Source organism: Methyloversatilis sp. (genome assembly GCF_965284615.1).
Classification (GTDB): Bacteria; Pseudomonadota; Gammaproteobacteria; order Burkholderiales; family Rhodocyclaceae; genus Methyloversatilis.
Genome location: NZ_OZ260098.1, coordinates 1,502,317 through 1,516,053 on the forward strand (window position 1 = coordinate 1,502,317; position 13,737 = coordinate 1,516,053).

General features: G+C 68.2%; 17 protein-coding genes. 16 read left to right on the forward strand and 1 reads right to left on the reverse strand.

All coding sequences use genetic code 11. The annotated features are described in order from the left end of the window. Positions 1 to 19 precede the first annotated feature (19 nt). The 16 genes from fliF to flgJ all read left to right on the forward strand — a co-directional run bounded on the left by fliF (position 20) and on the right by flgJ (position 12,962). The gene (gene fliF, locus ACQ66H_RS07265) at positions 20 to 1,741 is read left to right on the forward strand and encodes a flagellar basal-body MS-ring/collar protein FliF (protein ID WP_430433422.1); all 1,722 of its coding nucleotides are present in this window, start codon (positions 20 to 22) and stop codon (positions 1,739 to 1,741) included. Continuing rightward, positions 1,713 to 2,750, forward strand: a complete 1,038-nt coding sequence (locus ACQ66H_RS07270; protein ID WP_304000993.1) for a flagellar motor switch protein FliG — start codon at positions 1,713 to 1,715, stop codon at positions 2,748 to 2,750. Before fliF ends, ACQ66H_RS07270 begins: the two co-directional genes overlap by 29 nt. Then, positions 2,747 to 3,460 carry a flagellar assembly protein FliH gene (gene fliH / locus ACQ66H_RS07275; RefSeq protein ID WP_430433423.1) on the forward strand — a complete coding sequence of 238 codons (714 nt, stop codon included), beginning with the start codon at positions 2,747 to 2,749 and terminating at the stop codon, positions 3,458 to 3,460. The genes ACQ66H_RS07270 and fliH overlap by 4 nt, the downstream gene beginning before the upstream one ends. After that, complete coding sequence (gene fliI, locus ACQ66H_RS07280) at positions 3,457 to 4,767, forward strand: flagellar protein export ATPase FliI (protein ID WP_430433424.1); 1,311 nt, start codon at positions 3,457 to 3,459, stop codon at positions 4,765 to 4,767. Before fliH ends, fliI begins: the two co-directional genes overlap by 4 nt. Further along, positions 4,764 to 5,195: a hypothetical protein gene (locus tag ACQ66H_RS07285; RefSeq protein WP_430433425.1), complete on the forward strand. Its 432-nt coding sequence runs from the start codon at positions 4,764 to 4,766 to the stop codon at positions 5,193 to 5,195. Before fliI ends, ACQ66H_RS07285 begins: the two co-directional genes overlap by 4 nt. Positions 5,196 to 5,283: 88 nt before the next feature. Further along, positions 5,284 to 6,657, forward strand: coding sequence for a flagellar filament capping protein FliD (gene fliD, locus ACQ66H_RS07290; RefSeq protein WP_430433426.1), 1,374 nt, complete (start codon positions 5,284 to 5,286; stop codon positions 6,655 to 6,657). Between the two features lie 38 nt (positions 6,658 to 6,695). Then, positions 6,696 to 7,082: a flagellar export chaperone FliS gene (fliS, locus tag ACQ66H_RS07295; RefSeq protein ID WP_430433427.1), complete on the forward strand. Its 387-nt coding sequence runs from the start codon at positions 6,696 to 6,698 to the stop codon at positions 7,080 to 7,082. Continuing rightward, positions 7,075 to 7,386 carry a hypothetical protein gene (locus ACQ66H_RS07300; protein WP_430433428.1) on the forward strand — a complete coding sequence of 104 codons (312 nt, stop codon included), beginning with the start codon at positions 7,075 to 7,077 and terminating at the stop codon, positions 7,384 to 7,386. Before fliS ends, ACQ66H_RS07300 begins: the two co-directional genes overlap by 8 nt. After that, a complete protein-coding gene (locus tag ACQ66H_RS07305) occupies positions 7,383 to 8,429 on the forward strand; it encodes a flagellar hook-length control protein FliK (RefSeq protein WP_430433429.1) in 1,047 nt (348 codons plus the stop codon). Before ACQ66H_RS07300 ends, ACQ66H_RS07305 begins: the two co-directional genes overlap by 4 nt. A 5-nt stretch (positions 8,430 to 8,434) precedes the next feature. After that, a complete protein-coding gene (locus ACQ66H_RS07310; RefSeq protein WP_304003132.1) occupies positions 8,435 to 8,884 on the forward strand; it encodes a flagellar basal body-associated FliL family protein in 450 nt (149 codons plus the stop codon). A 1-nt stretch (position 8,885) separates the two neighbouring features. Then, positions 8,886 to 9,599, forward strand: a complete 714-nt coding sequence (locus ACQ66H_RS07315; RefSeq protein ID WP_019918823.1) for a FliA/WhiG family RNA polymerase sigma factor — start codon at positions 8,886 to 8,888, stop codon at positions 9,597 to 9,599. Between the two features lie 30 nt (positions 9,600 to 9,629). Then, on the forward strand, positions 9,630 to 10,547 hold the full coding sequence (gene motA, locus ACQ66H_RS07320) for a flagellar motor stator protein MotA (protein ID WP_430433430.1): 918 nt from the start codon (positions 9,630 to 9,632) through the stop codon (positions 10,545 to 10,547). After that, entirely contained in the window at positions 10,534 to 11,520 is a 987-nt protein-coding gene (locus tag ACQ66H_RS07325; RefSeq protein WP_430433431.1) for a flagellar motor protein MotB, read from the forward strand. The genes motA and ACQ66H_RS07325 overlap by 14 nt, the downstream gene beginning before the upstream one ends. A gap of 50 nt (positions 11,521 to 11,570) precedes the next feature. Next, positions 11,571 to 11,846 carry a flagellar biosynthesis anti-sigma factor FlgM gene (flgM, locus tag ACQ66H_RS07330; protein ID WP_430433432.1) on the forward strand — a complete coding sequence of 92 codons (276 nt, stop codon included), beginning with the start codon at positions 11,571 to 11,573 and terminating at the stop codon, positions 11,844 to 11,846. Then, positions 11,843 to 12,262, forward strand: coding sequence for a flagellar export chaperone FlgN (gene flgN, locus ACQ66H_RS07335; RefSeq protein WP_430433433.1), 420 nt, complete (start codon positions 11,843 to 11,845; stop codon positions 12,260 to 12,262). Before flgM ends, flgN begins: the two co-directional genes overlap by 4 nt. Further along, positions 12,249 to 12,962: a flagellar assembly peptidoglycan hydrolase FlgJ gene (flgJ, locus tag ACQ66H_RS07340; RefSeq protein WP_430433434.1), complete on the forward strand. Its 714-nt coding sequence runs from the start codon at positions 12,249 to 12,251 to the stop codon at positions 12,960 to 12,962. Before flgN ends, flgJ begins: the two co-directional genes overlap by 14 nt. Here flgJ and flgA read toward each other — a convergent pair. Then, positions 12,956 to 13,690 (reverse strand): flagellar basal body P-ring formation chaperone FlgA, encoded by a 735-nt coding sequence (gene flgA / locus ACQ66H_RS07345; protein ID WP_430433435.1) that lies wholly within the window; start codon positions 13,688 to 13,690, stop codon positions 12,956 to 12,958. The two genes, flgJ and flgA, sit on opposite strands and share 7 nt — an antisense overlap. Positions 13,691 to 13,737: the final 47 nt, after the last annotated feature.

Below are 13,737 nucleotides of genomic sequence, written 5' to 3' on the forward strand. Positions count from 1 at the left end.
CTGACCCGGAACAGCTCACGTGATCGCAACCGTACGCGGCGGCCTGCAACGCCTGCGCGCCGGCTCCGGGGCCATGCCCTCGCTGCCGCCGGCCTTCCTCAAGAGCCTGGTTCCACTAATGGTGATCGCCGTCGCCGTGACCGCGCTCGTCCTCATGTATCTATGGCAGGACCAGGCCAGTTACAAACCGGTGTTCGGCGCCCGACAGAAAGTGGCGACGGCCGACATGATGTCGGTACTCGATGCCGAAGGCATTCCTTACCGCCTGCACCCGGAGAGCGGGCAGGTGCTGGTGCCGGACGCCCAACTCGGCCGGGTGCGCATGCTGCTCGCCGCCAAGGGCGTGGCCGCGCAACTGCCTGCAGGCCTCGAACTGATGGACCAGAACGACCCGCTGGGCGTGAGCCAGTTCGTGCAGGACGTGCGCTACCGGCGCGGCCTGGAAGGTGAGCTGGCGCAGAGCATCCTGACGCTGGACGCGGTCGATTCGGTACGCGTGCATCTGTCCATTGCCCGCTCGACCTCCTTCGTCGCCACCGACGGCGAGAAGAGCACCGCGTCGGTGGTGCTCGGTCTCAAGCCCGGCCGCACGCTGAGTCCGGAGCAGATCGCCGCCATCATCAATCTGGTGGCCGGCAGCGTGTTGACGCTGGACCCGCAGCGCGTCAGCCTGGTCGACCAGGCCGGCAACTACCTGTCGGCGCGCGTCGATCTGAGCGACGGCTTCGAGACGCACGGCGGCAACGAGGCCGCACACCGCTTCCAGAGCGAGGCGCGCGCCAATGTGCGCGATCTGCTGTCGCCGGTGCTGGGCGAGCACAACTACCGCGTCAGCGTGACCGCCGAGGTCGACAACGACCGCGTCGAGGAAACGCACGAGAAGTATGGCGAGGCGCCGCGCGTCACCAGCGAGGCCACGCGCGAGGAGCAGGACCGCAATCGCGTTGCGCTCGGTGTACCCGGTTCGCTCAGCAACCGCCCGGTCGCCGCACCGGCCGCCCAGGCGCCGGCGCAGCCGGGTGCCGCCGGAGAGCAGCCGCCGGCTGCTGCGGCTGATGCCGCTGGCGCGCGCAAGAACGCCTCGACCCGCCAGTACGCCTACGACCGCAGCATCACGCAGATCAAGCGCAGCCGCGGCCGGCTGCAGAAGCTCAATGTCGCCGTCGTGCTCAACAACGCGGCGGCGGCCGATCCGGCCAAGGGCTGGAGCGAGGCCGAGATCAGGAACATCGAACGCATCCTCGCCAATGGCCTGGGCATCAACGCCGAACGCGGCGACCAGCTGGTCGTGTCCTCGCTGAACTTCCCGGCGCAGCCGGAAGCGCCGGCCTGGTGGGCGCAACGCGACAACATCGTCGATATGGGGTCGTGGTTGCTGTATGCCGTGGGCGGGCTGCTGGCACTGCTGTTCGTCGTGCGTCCGCTGGTGCGCTCGGCGCAGCAGCGCATCGCACCGGCCGCCACGCAGGACGACGACATTCCGGTGCGCGACGCCACGCCGGACGCTGTGCCGCCGGCCGTCGGCGCGGCGCCCGCGCTGGCGCTGGATGGCGCCGGTGCCGCGGACGGCAGCCCGGTGGTGTCGCTGCTCGAAAACTACGACCTGCCGCCGCCGGGTTCCCCGGTCAACGTGCTGGTCGAACATCTGAAGGTCCTGGCCGGCAAGGAGCCGGAGCGGGTCGCCGAAGTCGTCAAGCAATGGGTGCAGAAGAATGGCCGATCCGAACAACCCGCTGAGTAATCCCATCATCCCGTCGGGCAGCAATCTGAGCCCGCTCGAGCAGGCCGCCATCGTGCTGCTGAGTATGGGCGAGGAGCCGGCGGCCGGCGTGCTGCGCTGTCTGTCGCGCGAGGAACTGCTCGAAGTGACCGGCGTCATGTCGCGCCTGAGCGGCATCAAGGTCGAGAGCGTGCGCACCGCGATCCAGCGCTTCTTCGACGAGTACCGCGAACAGAGCGGTGTGCATGGCGCTTCGCGCGCCTATCTGAAGCGCTCGCTCGATCTGGCGCTCGGCGGCGAGATCGCCAGCAGCGTGCTGAACAGCCTCTACGGCGACGCCATCCGCCCGCTGATGGCGCGCCTGCAGTGGGCGTCGCCGAAGTGGCTGGCAGACTTCATCGCCGACGAACACGTGCGCATGCAGGCGGTGTTCCTCGCCTTCCTGCCGCCGGCGCTGGCCGGCGCCGTGATCGACGCGCTGCCAGTTGACGGGCGCGACCTACTGCTGCTGAACGTGGCGCGGCTGAAGGAGATCGACCACGAACTGCTGGTCGAGCTGGAAGAACTGGTGAACCGCTGCCTTGCCAGCCTCGGCTCGCAGAGCGCAAGCGTCGAGGGCACGCGCCAGGCAGCCGAGATACTGAACCGTCTGTCCGGCAACAAGCAGCAGATGGTGGAACAGCTGCGCGCACGCGACCCGCAGGTGGTGTCCGAGATCGAGATGAGCATGTACGACTTCTACATCCTGTCGCGCCAGTCCGATACGGTGCTGCAGCGCCTGCTCGAAGACGTGCCGCTGGAACAGTGGGCGATCGCGCTCAAGGGTGCCGAGCCGGAAGTGCGCGACGCCATCATGCAGACCATGCCACGCCGCCAGGCGCAGAGCTTCGAGGACACGATGCGCCGCACCGGCCCGGTGCCGCTGAGCCGCATCGAACAGACCCGCCGCGAAATCATGGCCCAGGTGAAAACGCTGGTGGACGCTGGCGAGATCGAGGTGCAGCTGTTCGCCGAGGCCGTCGTCGAATGAGCGGCGTGCGCCCACACCGCTTTCCGCCGCTGGCGCAGATCGCCGCCGGCCGCGCGGACGGTCAGTCCGCCGCGCAGTACCAGCAGTCGCTGGCCGACGGATTCCGTCAGGGCATGGACGAGGGCTATCGCGTCGGCCACGAATCCGGTCATGCCGACGGGTTGGCCGAGGGGCGGGAAAGCGGCCGCCAGGAAGGCCTGCAGGCGGGGCGTGAGGAGGCGCTGCGGCAGACGCTGGCGTCGTTCGAACAACTGGCGCGGCCGCTCGACGCCATGCTCGAACGGCTGCAGAGTCTGCAGGCGGACTACCAGACCGCGCTGCGCAAGGAAGTGGTCAACCTGGTGGCGCGCGTCGCCCGTCAGGTGATCCGCTGCGAGCTGGCGCTGCAGCCGGCGCAACTGCTGTCCCTGGTCGACGAGACGCTGGCGGCGATGCCACCGACCCGTCAGGGCATCGAGGTTCACCTGAATCCGGAAGACCTGAAGCGCATTGCCGACATCGATGCGTCGCGTGCCGCGCGCTGGCATCTGGTCGCCGATCCGCGTCTGGAACTGGGCGAATGCCTGGTGAAGGCGGGCGATCACGAAGCCGACGCCGGCTGCGCGCAGCGCTTGGCCGCCTGCGTCGAACAGGTGCGCGCCCAATTGCTCGACGGTGGCGATGTGCCGCAGTCGGTGATCGACGTGCCCTTCACCGCGGAGGCTGCATGATTGCCGACGTGCTGCGCCGCCTCGAAATCGACGATGTGCCGGTGGCCACACCCACCGGTCGCCTGGTGGGTGCTTCGGGCCTGCTGCTCGAAAGCGCCGGCTGCCCGCTCTACACCGGCCAGCGCTGCCAGATCGAAACGATGGACGGTGGCTGGCTGGATGCGCAGGTCGTTGGTTTCCGCGACAAGCTGTCCTTCCTGATGCCGTTCAAGAAGCCGGTCGGCCTGACCACCGGTGCCCGCGTGCTGCCGGTGCAGGACAAGCTCGATCTGATGATTGGCCCGTCCTGGCTGGGACGCATGGTCAACGGCCTCGGTGAACCGATAGACGGCCTCGGCCGCCTCGGTGGCGAACATCCGCTCGACCCGCATCCGCCGCGGGTGCACCCGCTGAAGAAGAAGCGCGTATCCGAGCCGCTCGACGTCGGCGTGCGCGCGATCAACGGCATGCTCACGCTGGGCAAGGGCCAGCGCGTCGGCCTGATGGCCGGCAGCGGTGTCGGCAAGAGTGTGCTGCTGGGCACCATCACCCGGCAGACCGCGGTGGACGTGGTCGTCGTCGGCCTGATCGGCGAGCGCGGCCGCGAGGTACGCGAGTTCGTCGAACTGTCGCTCGGCGAGGAGGGCCTGAAGAAGGCGGTCGTCGTCATCGCGCCGGCCGACGAATCGCCGCTGATGCGACTGATGGCGACCGAACTGTGCCATTCCATCGCCGCCCATTTCCGCGACCAGGGCAAGGACGTGCTGCTGCTGGTCAACTCGCTCACCCGCTACGCGATGGCGCGGCGCGAAGTGGCGCTGGCACTGGGCGAACCGCCGGCCACGCGCGGCTATCCGCCGTCAGTGTTCTCGCTGCTGCCGCAGCTGGTGGAGAGCGCCGGCAACGGCGAGAACCCGATCGGCAGCATGAGCGCGATCTACACCGTGCTGGCCGAGGGCGACGACCAGCAGGATCCGGTGGTCAACACCGCCCGCGCCATCCTCGACGGTCACATCGTGCTGACGCGCGAACTGGCCGAACGCGGTCACTACCCGGCGATCGACATCGCCGCGTCGATCAGTCGCTGCATGGCGCTGGTGGTCAACAAGGCGCATCTCAATGCCGCACGCAGGGTGAAGGAAATGGCCTCGCGCCATGCGCAGGTGCGCGATCTGATCCCGCTCGGCGCCTATGTTGCCGGCGCCGATCCGCAGACCGATCACGCGGTGTCGCTCTATCCGGACATCGAGGCCTATCTGCGCCAGGGCGTGGCCGAAGCCGCGCCGATGGCGCAGTGCGTGGCGCGCATCCAGGAGCTGGCGGCATGACGACGAAGACATCCATCCGCACGCTGGCGAGACTGGTAGACGTGCGCGAGCGCGAGGTGGACCGCCTGCAGGCCGACATGGCCGGCAAGCTGGCATTGCGCCAGCGCTATCTGGGCAATATCGAACGGCTGCAGTCGCTGTGCGACGGCGTGCCGCAGACCGGCTCGCTGCACCCGCTGCTGTCGATGAACAGTGCCGGCTACAAGCAGTCGGTGGCCGACATGGTGGTGGTTCACCGGCAGGAACTGGCCGCCCACGAAATCGAGATCGATCTGGCGCGGCGCGAACTGGCGCTGGTTTCACGACGCTGCGAAGTGCTCGACCAGGTGCTGCTGCGCCAGCGCAGCATGGTCGCGCACGGTGCGCGTGTCAGCGAACAGAAGCGGCAGGACGACATCGCCGTCCAGGTGTGGGGGCGTGCGCCGTGAGCGTCCGTTCCGCATCGATTTCAGTTTTTGTTCACGCCGGTCGCCTTGAACGGTGGACGCGTCCGCTAACCGTTCACAGGAGCCAGACATGAGCACTTTCGATCCCGTCACCACCGCCTCGCAGCTTGCGACCGCCTACATCAGCGCGTCGCAGACCCAGGTTGACACGCAGAGCAAGAAAGCGCAGGCCACGACGTCGGCGCTGACCAAGCTGCAAAGTGCGCTGCAGGCCTTCGACAGCGCCTTGTTGACGCTGTCGTCGAAAAAGGGTGTTACGCAGAACACCGCCACGCTGAGCAGCACCGGCGTCGGCACGGCGAGCGCTTCGCCCGGGGCGGTGGCGGGCGAGTATCCGCTGTTCGTCGAGCAGGTCGCCAGCGCCCACCAGGTGGTGTTCACCGATCTGCCGGCGGTGCCGGTGCCGATGAGCGGCATGCTCAGCATCAACCTCGCCGGCGGTGCAACCATCGGTGTCGATTTCTCAGGCGCCGACATGGACGCCGACGGCACGCTGTCGCAGACCGAGATGGCGCGCGCCATCAATCAGGCCAGCGGCAACCAGGGCAAGGTCACGGCCATGGTGATGACGGCCGGCGGCCAGACGCAGCTGGTGCTGTCGTCAACCGAAACGGGTGCCGACGGCCAGATCACGCTGGACACCAGCGGCCTGCCCGCCGGCGCGTTCAAGGATTCGCTCGACAACGGCAGCGAACTGACGGCGGCGCGCGATGCCGTCGTGTGGCTGGGTGCGCAGGGAAGCGGCGTGCGTCTGCAGCAGGCGTCCAACACCTTCACCGCCATTCAGGGCGTGACGATGAATTTCACCCGCGCGATGGTGGCGGGCGAAGCGCCGCTGACGCTGAAGGTGGCGGGCGACAGCGGCGGCACCGCGGCCAATGTGCAGAGCTTCATCGATGCCTTCAACAAGCTGAAGACCAGCCTGGACGAGCTGACCAGCACCGGCGATGCCGAAAGCGGCGTCGCGGCGGCGGCTTTTGCTTCCGACTCCGGCATACGGTCGTTGCGCAATCGGCTCGACAGCCTGGTCCGCCAGGAGGTCGGCGGCTTGCGCCTGATGGATTTCGGCGTCAGCGCCGACCGCAACGGCAGGCTGTCCCTTGACTCGACCAAGCTGGACAAAGCGATCGCCGCTAATCCGGACGCCATCGACACCCTGTTCGGCAGCGCCAGCACGACCTCGGGCAGCGGGCTGCTCGGTGGCTTCGCCAGCTATATGGACGTCTGGCTCGACTCCGCCGGCGGCCAGATCCAGCGCCGCAAGGACACCGTGCAGAGCCAGCAGAAGGCGCTCACCACGCGCCAGACCCGTATCGACCTGCAGTACGACAACGCTTACCAGCGCTATCTCGTGCAGTTCACGCAACTGCAGTCGCTGCAGTCGCAGATGGGGCAGACCACCAGCATGTTCGACGCGCTGTTCGCGAGCTCGTCGGCCAGTTGAGGACTGCCTGTCCGCCAACGAAACCGGAAACCCATGCCTTGAACTACGACGCCTACCAGAGCTACCACGCCGTCAATCTGAATGCGCAGACGGCGCGCGCGACCCCGGTGCAGCTCGTGCTGATCCTGATGGACGGCCTGCTCGAGGAGATCGCGCGCGCACGCGCCCACATCGAAGCCGGGCGCTATGAACAGAAGGCGCTCAGCCTCGACCGCTGCGTCAACATGCTGAACGGCCTGGCCAGTTCGCTCGATCCGGACAGCGGGGGCGACGTCGTGGCCAATCTGGACTGGCTGTACGACTACTGCGCGTGGCGCCTGAGTGAAGGCGGCATCAAGCTCGACACCGCACCGCTGGACGAGGTGAGCGGCTTGCTCGGCACCTTGCGCCGCGGTTGGGTCGGACTGGCGGACGGACATGACTGACCGGCATACCTTCGCCCGCATCGCCCGCCGGCTCGAAGTGGCCGCGCTGAGTGATGACTGGGCCACGCTGGCGGCCGCTGACCGTGAGCTGGCCACCGTGCTGCAGGACGTCGCCGACCGACGCGATCTGTCTCTGGCAGATCGCGATGCGCTGCTTGCATTGCGCAAGGCACACGACGGCGCGCTTGCACGCTGCGTCGAAGCGGGCGAACGCCTCGGCGAACGGCTGTCCGAACTGGGCGCCGGGCGTGACGGCTGGATGGCCTACGCATACGACCTCGAACTTTCCGGTAGCCACTCATGACGCAAAACATCCTCACCCTGGGCAGTGCGGCGCCGGCAACGCTGCCGACGTCGGCACCGGCGCTGCCTGCGCCGTCGGCCGGCCTTTTGCTGACGTCGGCCACGAGTGCACCGCAGGCCTTCGTCGATCTGTTCCGCGCGCTCGGTCTAGCGTCGCCGGACGTCGTCGTCGGCGAAGCATCGACGCAGCGGACCGACACCGATATGCCAGGTGCGGATCGCACTGCCTTTGATGCCCGCCTGCCGTCGCAGTCACCGCTGCCGGCCGCGCTGCATGCGAGCAGTGGCGTCGCCGAACACGACGTGGGGGCCGACGAAGTGCAGTCGGGCGAAGCCCCGGCATTGCCTGCCTCTGCGCTGGCGGTGCTGCTTCCGTTGCCGTCGCAGCCGCTGCAAGCCGACTCTGCCGCCGCAGCGGGCCGCGCGCTCGCACCGGTGGTGCCTGCCGGCGGCGCTGCCGCTGTGCTGCCGTCGCTGCCGACCGAGGGAGCGCGCGCTGACGTCGTCGAGACCGTACAGCCGGCGCTGCAGTCGGCACATGGTCTGCAAGCGGCGGTCCTGCCATCGGCACCGGCGTCAGCCGAGACCGTACTGAAGCTCGCGCCGGCCTCACCGCAGAGCTGGCAGCAGCCGCTGACCGATGCATTGGGCGAACGCCTGCAACTGCAGACCGTGCAGCATGGCGAGCGAGCGGTGATCCGCCTCGACCCGCCGACGCTCGGCCGCATCGAGATCATCGTGCAGCAGGACGTGGGAGGTGCGCTGCAGGTGCATCTGAGCGCCAGCAACGGCGAGGTGCTGCGACAGCTCCACGCCATCGGCGACAGCCTGCGCGCCGATCTTGGCCAGCGCCATGCGCAGGGTGACGTCACCGTGGTGGTCGCCGAATCCGGTCGCGATGCCAACGGCCGCGACGCCGACGGCCGCTCACGCTCGGGACAACAACAGCAGGGCAGGGACGACGAGAACCCGGGTGACGCACTGGCCGAGGCACAGGCCGGGGCCGGGATGTCGAGCTTCGCCCTGGCGACGGACGGGAGCTGAATCCGATGAAGAAGGCGATCATTTTCGCGGTGGTCGGCGTCGTGCTGGCGGCGGCTGGCGGCGGCGCGGTCTGGTGGTTCGGCATGAAGGACGCCGGCGGCGCCGATGCTCAGGCTGCAGTGCCGAAGGAGGCCGTGCCGCAGAAGTACGTGAGCCTCGACAAGGTGGTCGTCATGCTGCGACGCGCGCCGGAGGAGAACGTGACGCGCTACATGTCGATGGACCTGGTGTTCACCACGGCGATCGAGAAGGAGAAGGACACCAAGGAGCACCTGCCGCTGCTGCGCAGCATCGCGGTGCGCGCGCTGGCGTCGATGACCGCGCAGCAGGTCAGCGCGATGACCATCGACGAACTGGCGGCCGAGGTCAATCGTGCTTTCACGGAAGACTACGACAAGGCGCATCGCAGCAAGCCCTTCGTCGAGGCAATGGTCGGCAAGCTGATCGTTGAATGACATGGACATGCATTCGGACTACGCCGAGGTGAGCAGCGCGGCGGCGCGCACGCTGGACGCCGCCGAGGAGCAGCGCTGGCTGGTGGAGTACGCGCCGCTGGTCAAGCGCATCGTGCGCCAGCTGCTGTCCCAGGTGTCCGGAGCGATGGACCGCGAGGACATGGAACAGATCGGCCTGCTCGGCCTGCTCGAATCGCTGCGCCGCTACGGCACACCCGATCAGGGTTTTGCCGGCTACGCGGCGCTGCGCGTGCGTGGCGCCATCCTCGATGAACTGCGGCGGCAGGACTGGCGGCCACGCACCGTGCGCCAGGACAGTCACCGCACCCGCGACGCGGTGCGTGCGCTGACCCGTCAGCTCGGACGCGAGCCGACCGAGGCCGAAGCGTGCGCTGCGCTTGGCATTGCGGCTGACGCCTTCCAGGCGCACCTGCTGGCGGAGAACGCCGAAACCATCGCCAGCTTCGACGAACTGGTCGGCCAGATGCACGAGATGGCGGCGGCCGGCCAGTCGCCGGAAGAACAGCTGATGACCCGGCGCAGCCTGGCGCAGGCGCTGACCCGGCTGGACGAGCGCGAACAGCGAGTGATCCAGCTCTATTACGAATTCGAACTCAGCTACCGCGAGATTGCGGCGGTACTGGACCTGACCGAGGCGCGCATCTGCCAGATCAACAAGGGCGCGCTCAGGAAAATGAAGGCCTTCCTCGGCTGACCGCCCGGGAAAACCAAGAGGAAACGAATCATGCAGTCCATCGTAGGCGTCGCCATCATCCTGATCAGCGTGTTCGGCGGCTTCATGCTGCATGGCGGGAAGCTCGCAGTGATCTGGGAGCCGATCGAACTGATCATCATCGTCGGCGCCGCCGCCGGCGCCATCGTGCTCGGCAACCCCGGTCACGTGCTGAAGGAGATGTGGCTGCAGCTGCGCAAGGTGATGCTGCGGCGCAAGCAGGGCGAGGAGTTCCAGCGCCAGCTGCTGCTGCTGATGTATGAACTGCTGCAGACCGCGGCCGGCGGTCTGAAGGCGCTGGACGCCCACGTCGAGGCGCCGCAGGAGAGCGAAATGTTCCGCCGCTATCCGCTGATACTCGAAGAACCCAAGCTGCTGCACTTCATCGTCAACAACTTCCGGCTGATGGCGATGGGCAAGATCAACGCGCACGAGCTGGAGGGTGTACTCGAACAGGAGATCGAGGCGATCCACGAGGAAATGTCGCAACCGGCGCGCTCGCTCGGCAAGATCGGCGAGGCGATGCCGGGCTTCGGCATCCTGGCCGCGGTGCTCGGCATCGTGATGACGATGAATGTCGTGGCCGACGGCGCCGGTACCGGCGAGATTGCGGTGCGCGTCGGTTCGGCCATGGTCGGCACCTTCATCGGCATCTTCTTCTGCTACGGCGTGCTCGACCCGATCAGCAACATGATGAAGCAGCTGGTCGGCGAGGAACTGCAGGCACTGGAGTCGGTGAAGGTGGTGCTGGTGACCCATGTGTCGGGGAAACCGCCGCTGCTGGCGATCGACGCCGGTCGTCGCCTGGTGCAGCTGAACATCAAGCCCAGCTTCGCCCGCCTCGAAAGCTGGATCAACGCGATGCAGGGCGCGGGCGATCCGGATGCCACGCCGCGCCGCCGCGCCGGAGACAAACGTGTCGAAGCCTGACGCGCACGGCGCAACCGTCGTCAAGCGCGTGTCCGGAAAGGGACACGAGGAGTCGCATGGCGGCTCGTGGAAAGTGGCTTTCGCCGATTTCTGCCTGGCCTTGCTCTGCCTCTTCCTGGTGCTGTGGCTGCTCGCGTCGCGCGAGCAGGAATCGCTGGAGCAGGTGCTGCGCGCGTCCGACAGCAGCCGCATCGACGAAGGCAGCGGCCTGATGGCGCAGTCGCTCGGTGGCCCGCGCGGCAGCCTGATCGAACGCGAACCGATGCCGCCGCGCGAGGGCATGTCGGCGCCGGGCGAAAGCGCGGCGCGCGGCGAAACCGCCCCGGCGGACGGGCCGCGCACGGCACGCGTGCGCTACGAATCCCCGGCCGATATGGAAGCGCTGGCCCGCGTGATGAAGAAGATGAGCGCGGACGCCGGGCTCGAAGGCAATCTGCAGTCGGTGATCACACCTTATGGCCTGCGCGTGATGCTGCACGACACCGACCAGCAGGGCATGTTCGACCGCGGCAGTTCCTTCGCCACCGAGCGCTTCCGCAAGCTGCTGCGTTCGCTGGGTCCGCTGTTCGCGCAGATGGAGAATCAGATGCTGATCGTCGGTCACACCGATTCGGTGCAGTATGCGAATCGTGATCACGCGGCGTTCTCGAACTGGACGCTGTCGAGCAACCGTGCGCTGACCGCGCGCTCGCAGTTGCTGGCTGGCGGCATGCCGACCAGCAGCGTGCTGCAGGTGGTCGGCATGGCGGATCGCGCGCCACTGAATACCGAAGATGCGACGGCCGGCGTGAACCGGCGCATCGAACTGTTGATACTGACCAGCAGGCAGGCCGAACTGGTGGCGGCGATGTATGGCCTGCCGAACGAGCGGCTGCCCTTTGCCGAAGGCGCGCACGCGGCCATGCCGGACCGGGATGCGCTGGAGCAGCTGCGAACGCAGCTGGTGGCGCCGTCGGCCGGCACCGGCCGCTGAATCGCGCGGACAGGTGAGCTTGAATGCGAACACGATCGAGAGGACATCAGATGAGAATCACAGGCAGCGGTGCAGCCGGCGTCAACGCGCCAGGTTCGGTCAGCGGTAACGGGCCGGCGGAGGCGCCGCAAGCGGTCGCGCCGGCGTCGCCCGCGAAGTTGCAGTCGTTGACGCTGCAGCCGGCGATGGAGGCGATGCGCGCACTGCCGGAAATCGATCATGCGCGCATCGATGCGTTGCGCGAGGCGCTGGCGCGCGGCGAGGTGCCCTTCGACGCGGACAAGCTGGCCGGCCTGATCGAACGCTTCCACGGCAGCAAGGGATGAAGCGCGGCGAGGCCATCGCCCGCCTGCTGCGCGACGTGCTCAGCGACGTGGCGGACTACGGCGCGCTGCGTCTGCTGCTCGACAGCCAGTTCGATGCCGCGCTGCGTCACGACGCGACGGCGCTGCGCATGCTGGCGGCCCGCATCACCGATGCGGTGCAGGTACTCGATGCCAGGCGCCGGCTGCGAGCCCGTCTGGTGGCCGGCCTGTACGGAACGGAGGGGCGCATGGAACATGTGTTCGCCGAACTGCCGGAGGACAACCGTGAACGCTGTCGCGCGATGTGGACCGGGCTGCAGGCACGGGTCGCCGACTGCAAGCGCCTCAATGCGCGCAACTGCCTGCTGATGACCGACCAGTACGAAATCATGCAGCGTGTGCTGCACGGCGAGGACCAGACCTATGCTCCGGCCTGAACCGGCGCGGCCGTTGGCGCCCAATGTCGAACCGACCCGTCCGGCGGCGCCAGTCGGGGTCGCCGGTCGGTTTGCGCCGCTGTTCGGCGAAGTGTCGGCCGAGGTCAACCGCTTCATCCGCCAGGGGTCGGCCGGTGCTGCCGACATCATGGGCAGCACGGCCACACTCAGTCCGGAAGCCCAGCTGCTGCGCAACGCGACGCGCACCGCGGACGTGGACACGTCGGCGGACGAGGCCGGGCGGCGCGATTTCGTCGCCGGCATCCGCCCGTGGGCGGCCGAGGCGGCGCGCCGTCTTGGCGTCAGTGCCGAGGCGGTGATCGCGCACGCGGCGCTCGAGTCCGGCTGGGGACAGAAGCCGCTGCGCGCGGCCGACGGCACCGACAGCCACAACCTGTTCGGCATCAAGGCGGGCGGCGCATGGCGCGGCGCCACCCTGGAGGCGCGCACGACCGAACATCTGGACGGCGCCGACGTGTCGGTCAGTGCGTCCTTCCGCAGCTACGCCGACGGCGCTGGCGCCTTCCGCGACTACGCACGCCTGCTGCTCGACAACCCGCGCTACACCGGCGCGCTGAATGCAGGCGACAACGTGCAGGCCTTCGCCGACGGGCTGGTGCAAGGGGGCTACGCGACCGATCCGGCCTATGCCGACAAGCTGGTGCGGCTGGCCGGACAGATCCGCACGCGAGGCTACTGAGCGGCGCGCGTGACCGGCTCGACGTCGCCCGCGCCGGTGACGCGTGCGCGCAGAACGTTGCCGGACGACAGGTTGCGCACGCGCACCATGTCGCCGATGCCGCCCGCATCAAGCGCTTCGCCGGCCACCTGGACTTCGATGCCTTCGTTGCGCGCGACGATGCGTACCGCGTCGCCACGCTTGACCAGCAGCGCGGCCGCCAGCTGGCGCTTGCGCAACAGGTCGCCGGCGCGCAGCGGACGGCGTCCGGTCATGCCGATCACCTCCGACGGATCGGCGAAGAAATCGGCGACCGCAGTCACGTCGCGCGCGTTGACATCGATGTCGGCGTCGCCGATCGGATGGCCGGGCGCGATATCGGTCGCCGCGACGACCACGTCGGCGACGATGCGGGCGCGTGCCTGCACCTTGCGCGTCCAGCCGCCGTCGTCGCTGCAGCGCGCGGCATAGCGCAGGTGCGACGGTGATTTCACGTCCAGCGCCGCGACCTCGATGCGTCCGGCGCAGGGCGGAGGCGGCTTGTAGGGCGGCTGCACGGTCACGCTGATGCGTGCGTCGGTCAGCCCCATGCGCTCGGCCTGCTGCTCGAGCTGAAGCCGCGCGGCTGCCTCAACCTGGCCGACGATCTGTGCGGTGCCGTCAGCCTGCGCGGCGGCGGGCAGGCAGGACAGTGCGACGACCACGGCGAGTGCGTGACGCATGCTGTTCGGATGAGTCTTTCGGTGCATCGGGGTCTCCTGTGGCCGGTGAAGGTAACAGCAATGCGGGCGTGAGA

Coding starts and splice junctions, on each gene's coding strand:
- ACQ66H_RS07315 (WP_019918823.1), top strand. CDS start 8,886: ATGGACATGCATTCGGACTACGCCGAGGTGAGCAGCGCGGCGGCGCGC.
- fliD (WP_430433426.1), top strand. CDS start 5,284: ATGAGCACTTTCGATCCCGTCACCACCGCCTCGCAGCTTGCGACCGCC.
- fliH (WP_430433423.1), top strand. CDS start 2,747: ATGAGCGGCGTGCGCCCACACCGCTTTCCGCCGCTGGCGCAGATCGCC.
- motA (WP_430433430.1), top strand. CDS start 9,630: ATGCAGTCCATCGTAGGCGTCGCCATCATCCTGATCAGCGTGTTCGGC.
- flgJ (WP_430433434.1), top strand. CDS start 12,249: ATGCTCCGGCCTGAACCGGCGCGGCCGTTGGCGCCCAATGTCGAACCG.
- ACQ66H_RS07305 (WP_430433429.1), top strand. CDS start 7,383: ATGACGCAAAACATCCTCACCCTGGGCAGTGCGGCGCCGGCAACGCTG.
- fliI (WP_430433424.1), top strand. CDS start 3,457: ATGATTGCCGACGTGCTGCGCCGCCTCGAAATCGACGATGTGCCGGTG.
- ACQ66H_RS07310 (WP_304003132.1), top strand. CDS start 8,435: ATGAAGAAGGCGATCATTTTCGCGGTGGTCGGCGTCGTGCTGGCGGCG.
- flgA (WP_430433435.1), bottom strand. CDS start 13,690: ATGCACCGAAAGACTCATCCGAACAGCATGCGTCACGCACTCGCCGTG.
- ACQ66H_RS07285 (WP_430433425.1), top strand. CDS start 4,764: ATGACGACGAAGACATCCATCCGCACGCTGGCGAGACTGGTAGACGTG.
- ACQ66H_RS07270 (WP_304000993.1), top strand. CDS start 1,713: ATGGCCGATCCGAACAACCCGCTGAGTAATCCCATCATCCCGTCGGGC.
- ACQ66H_RS07300 (WP_430433428.1), top strand. CDS start 7,075: ATGACTGACCGGCATACCTTCGCCCGCATCGCCCGCCGGCTCGAAGTG.
- flgN (WP_430433433.1), top strand. CDS start 11,843: ATGAAGCGCGGCGAGGCCATCGCCCGCCTGCTGCGCGACGTGCTCAGC.
- flgM (WP_430433432.1), top strand. CDS start 11,571: ATGAGAATCACAGGCAGCGGTGCAGCCGGCGTCAACGCGCCAGGTTCG.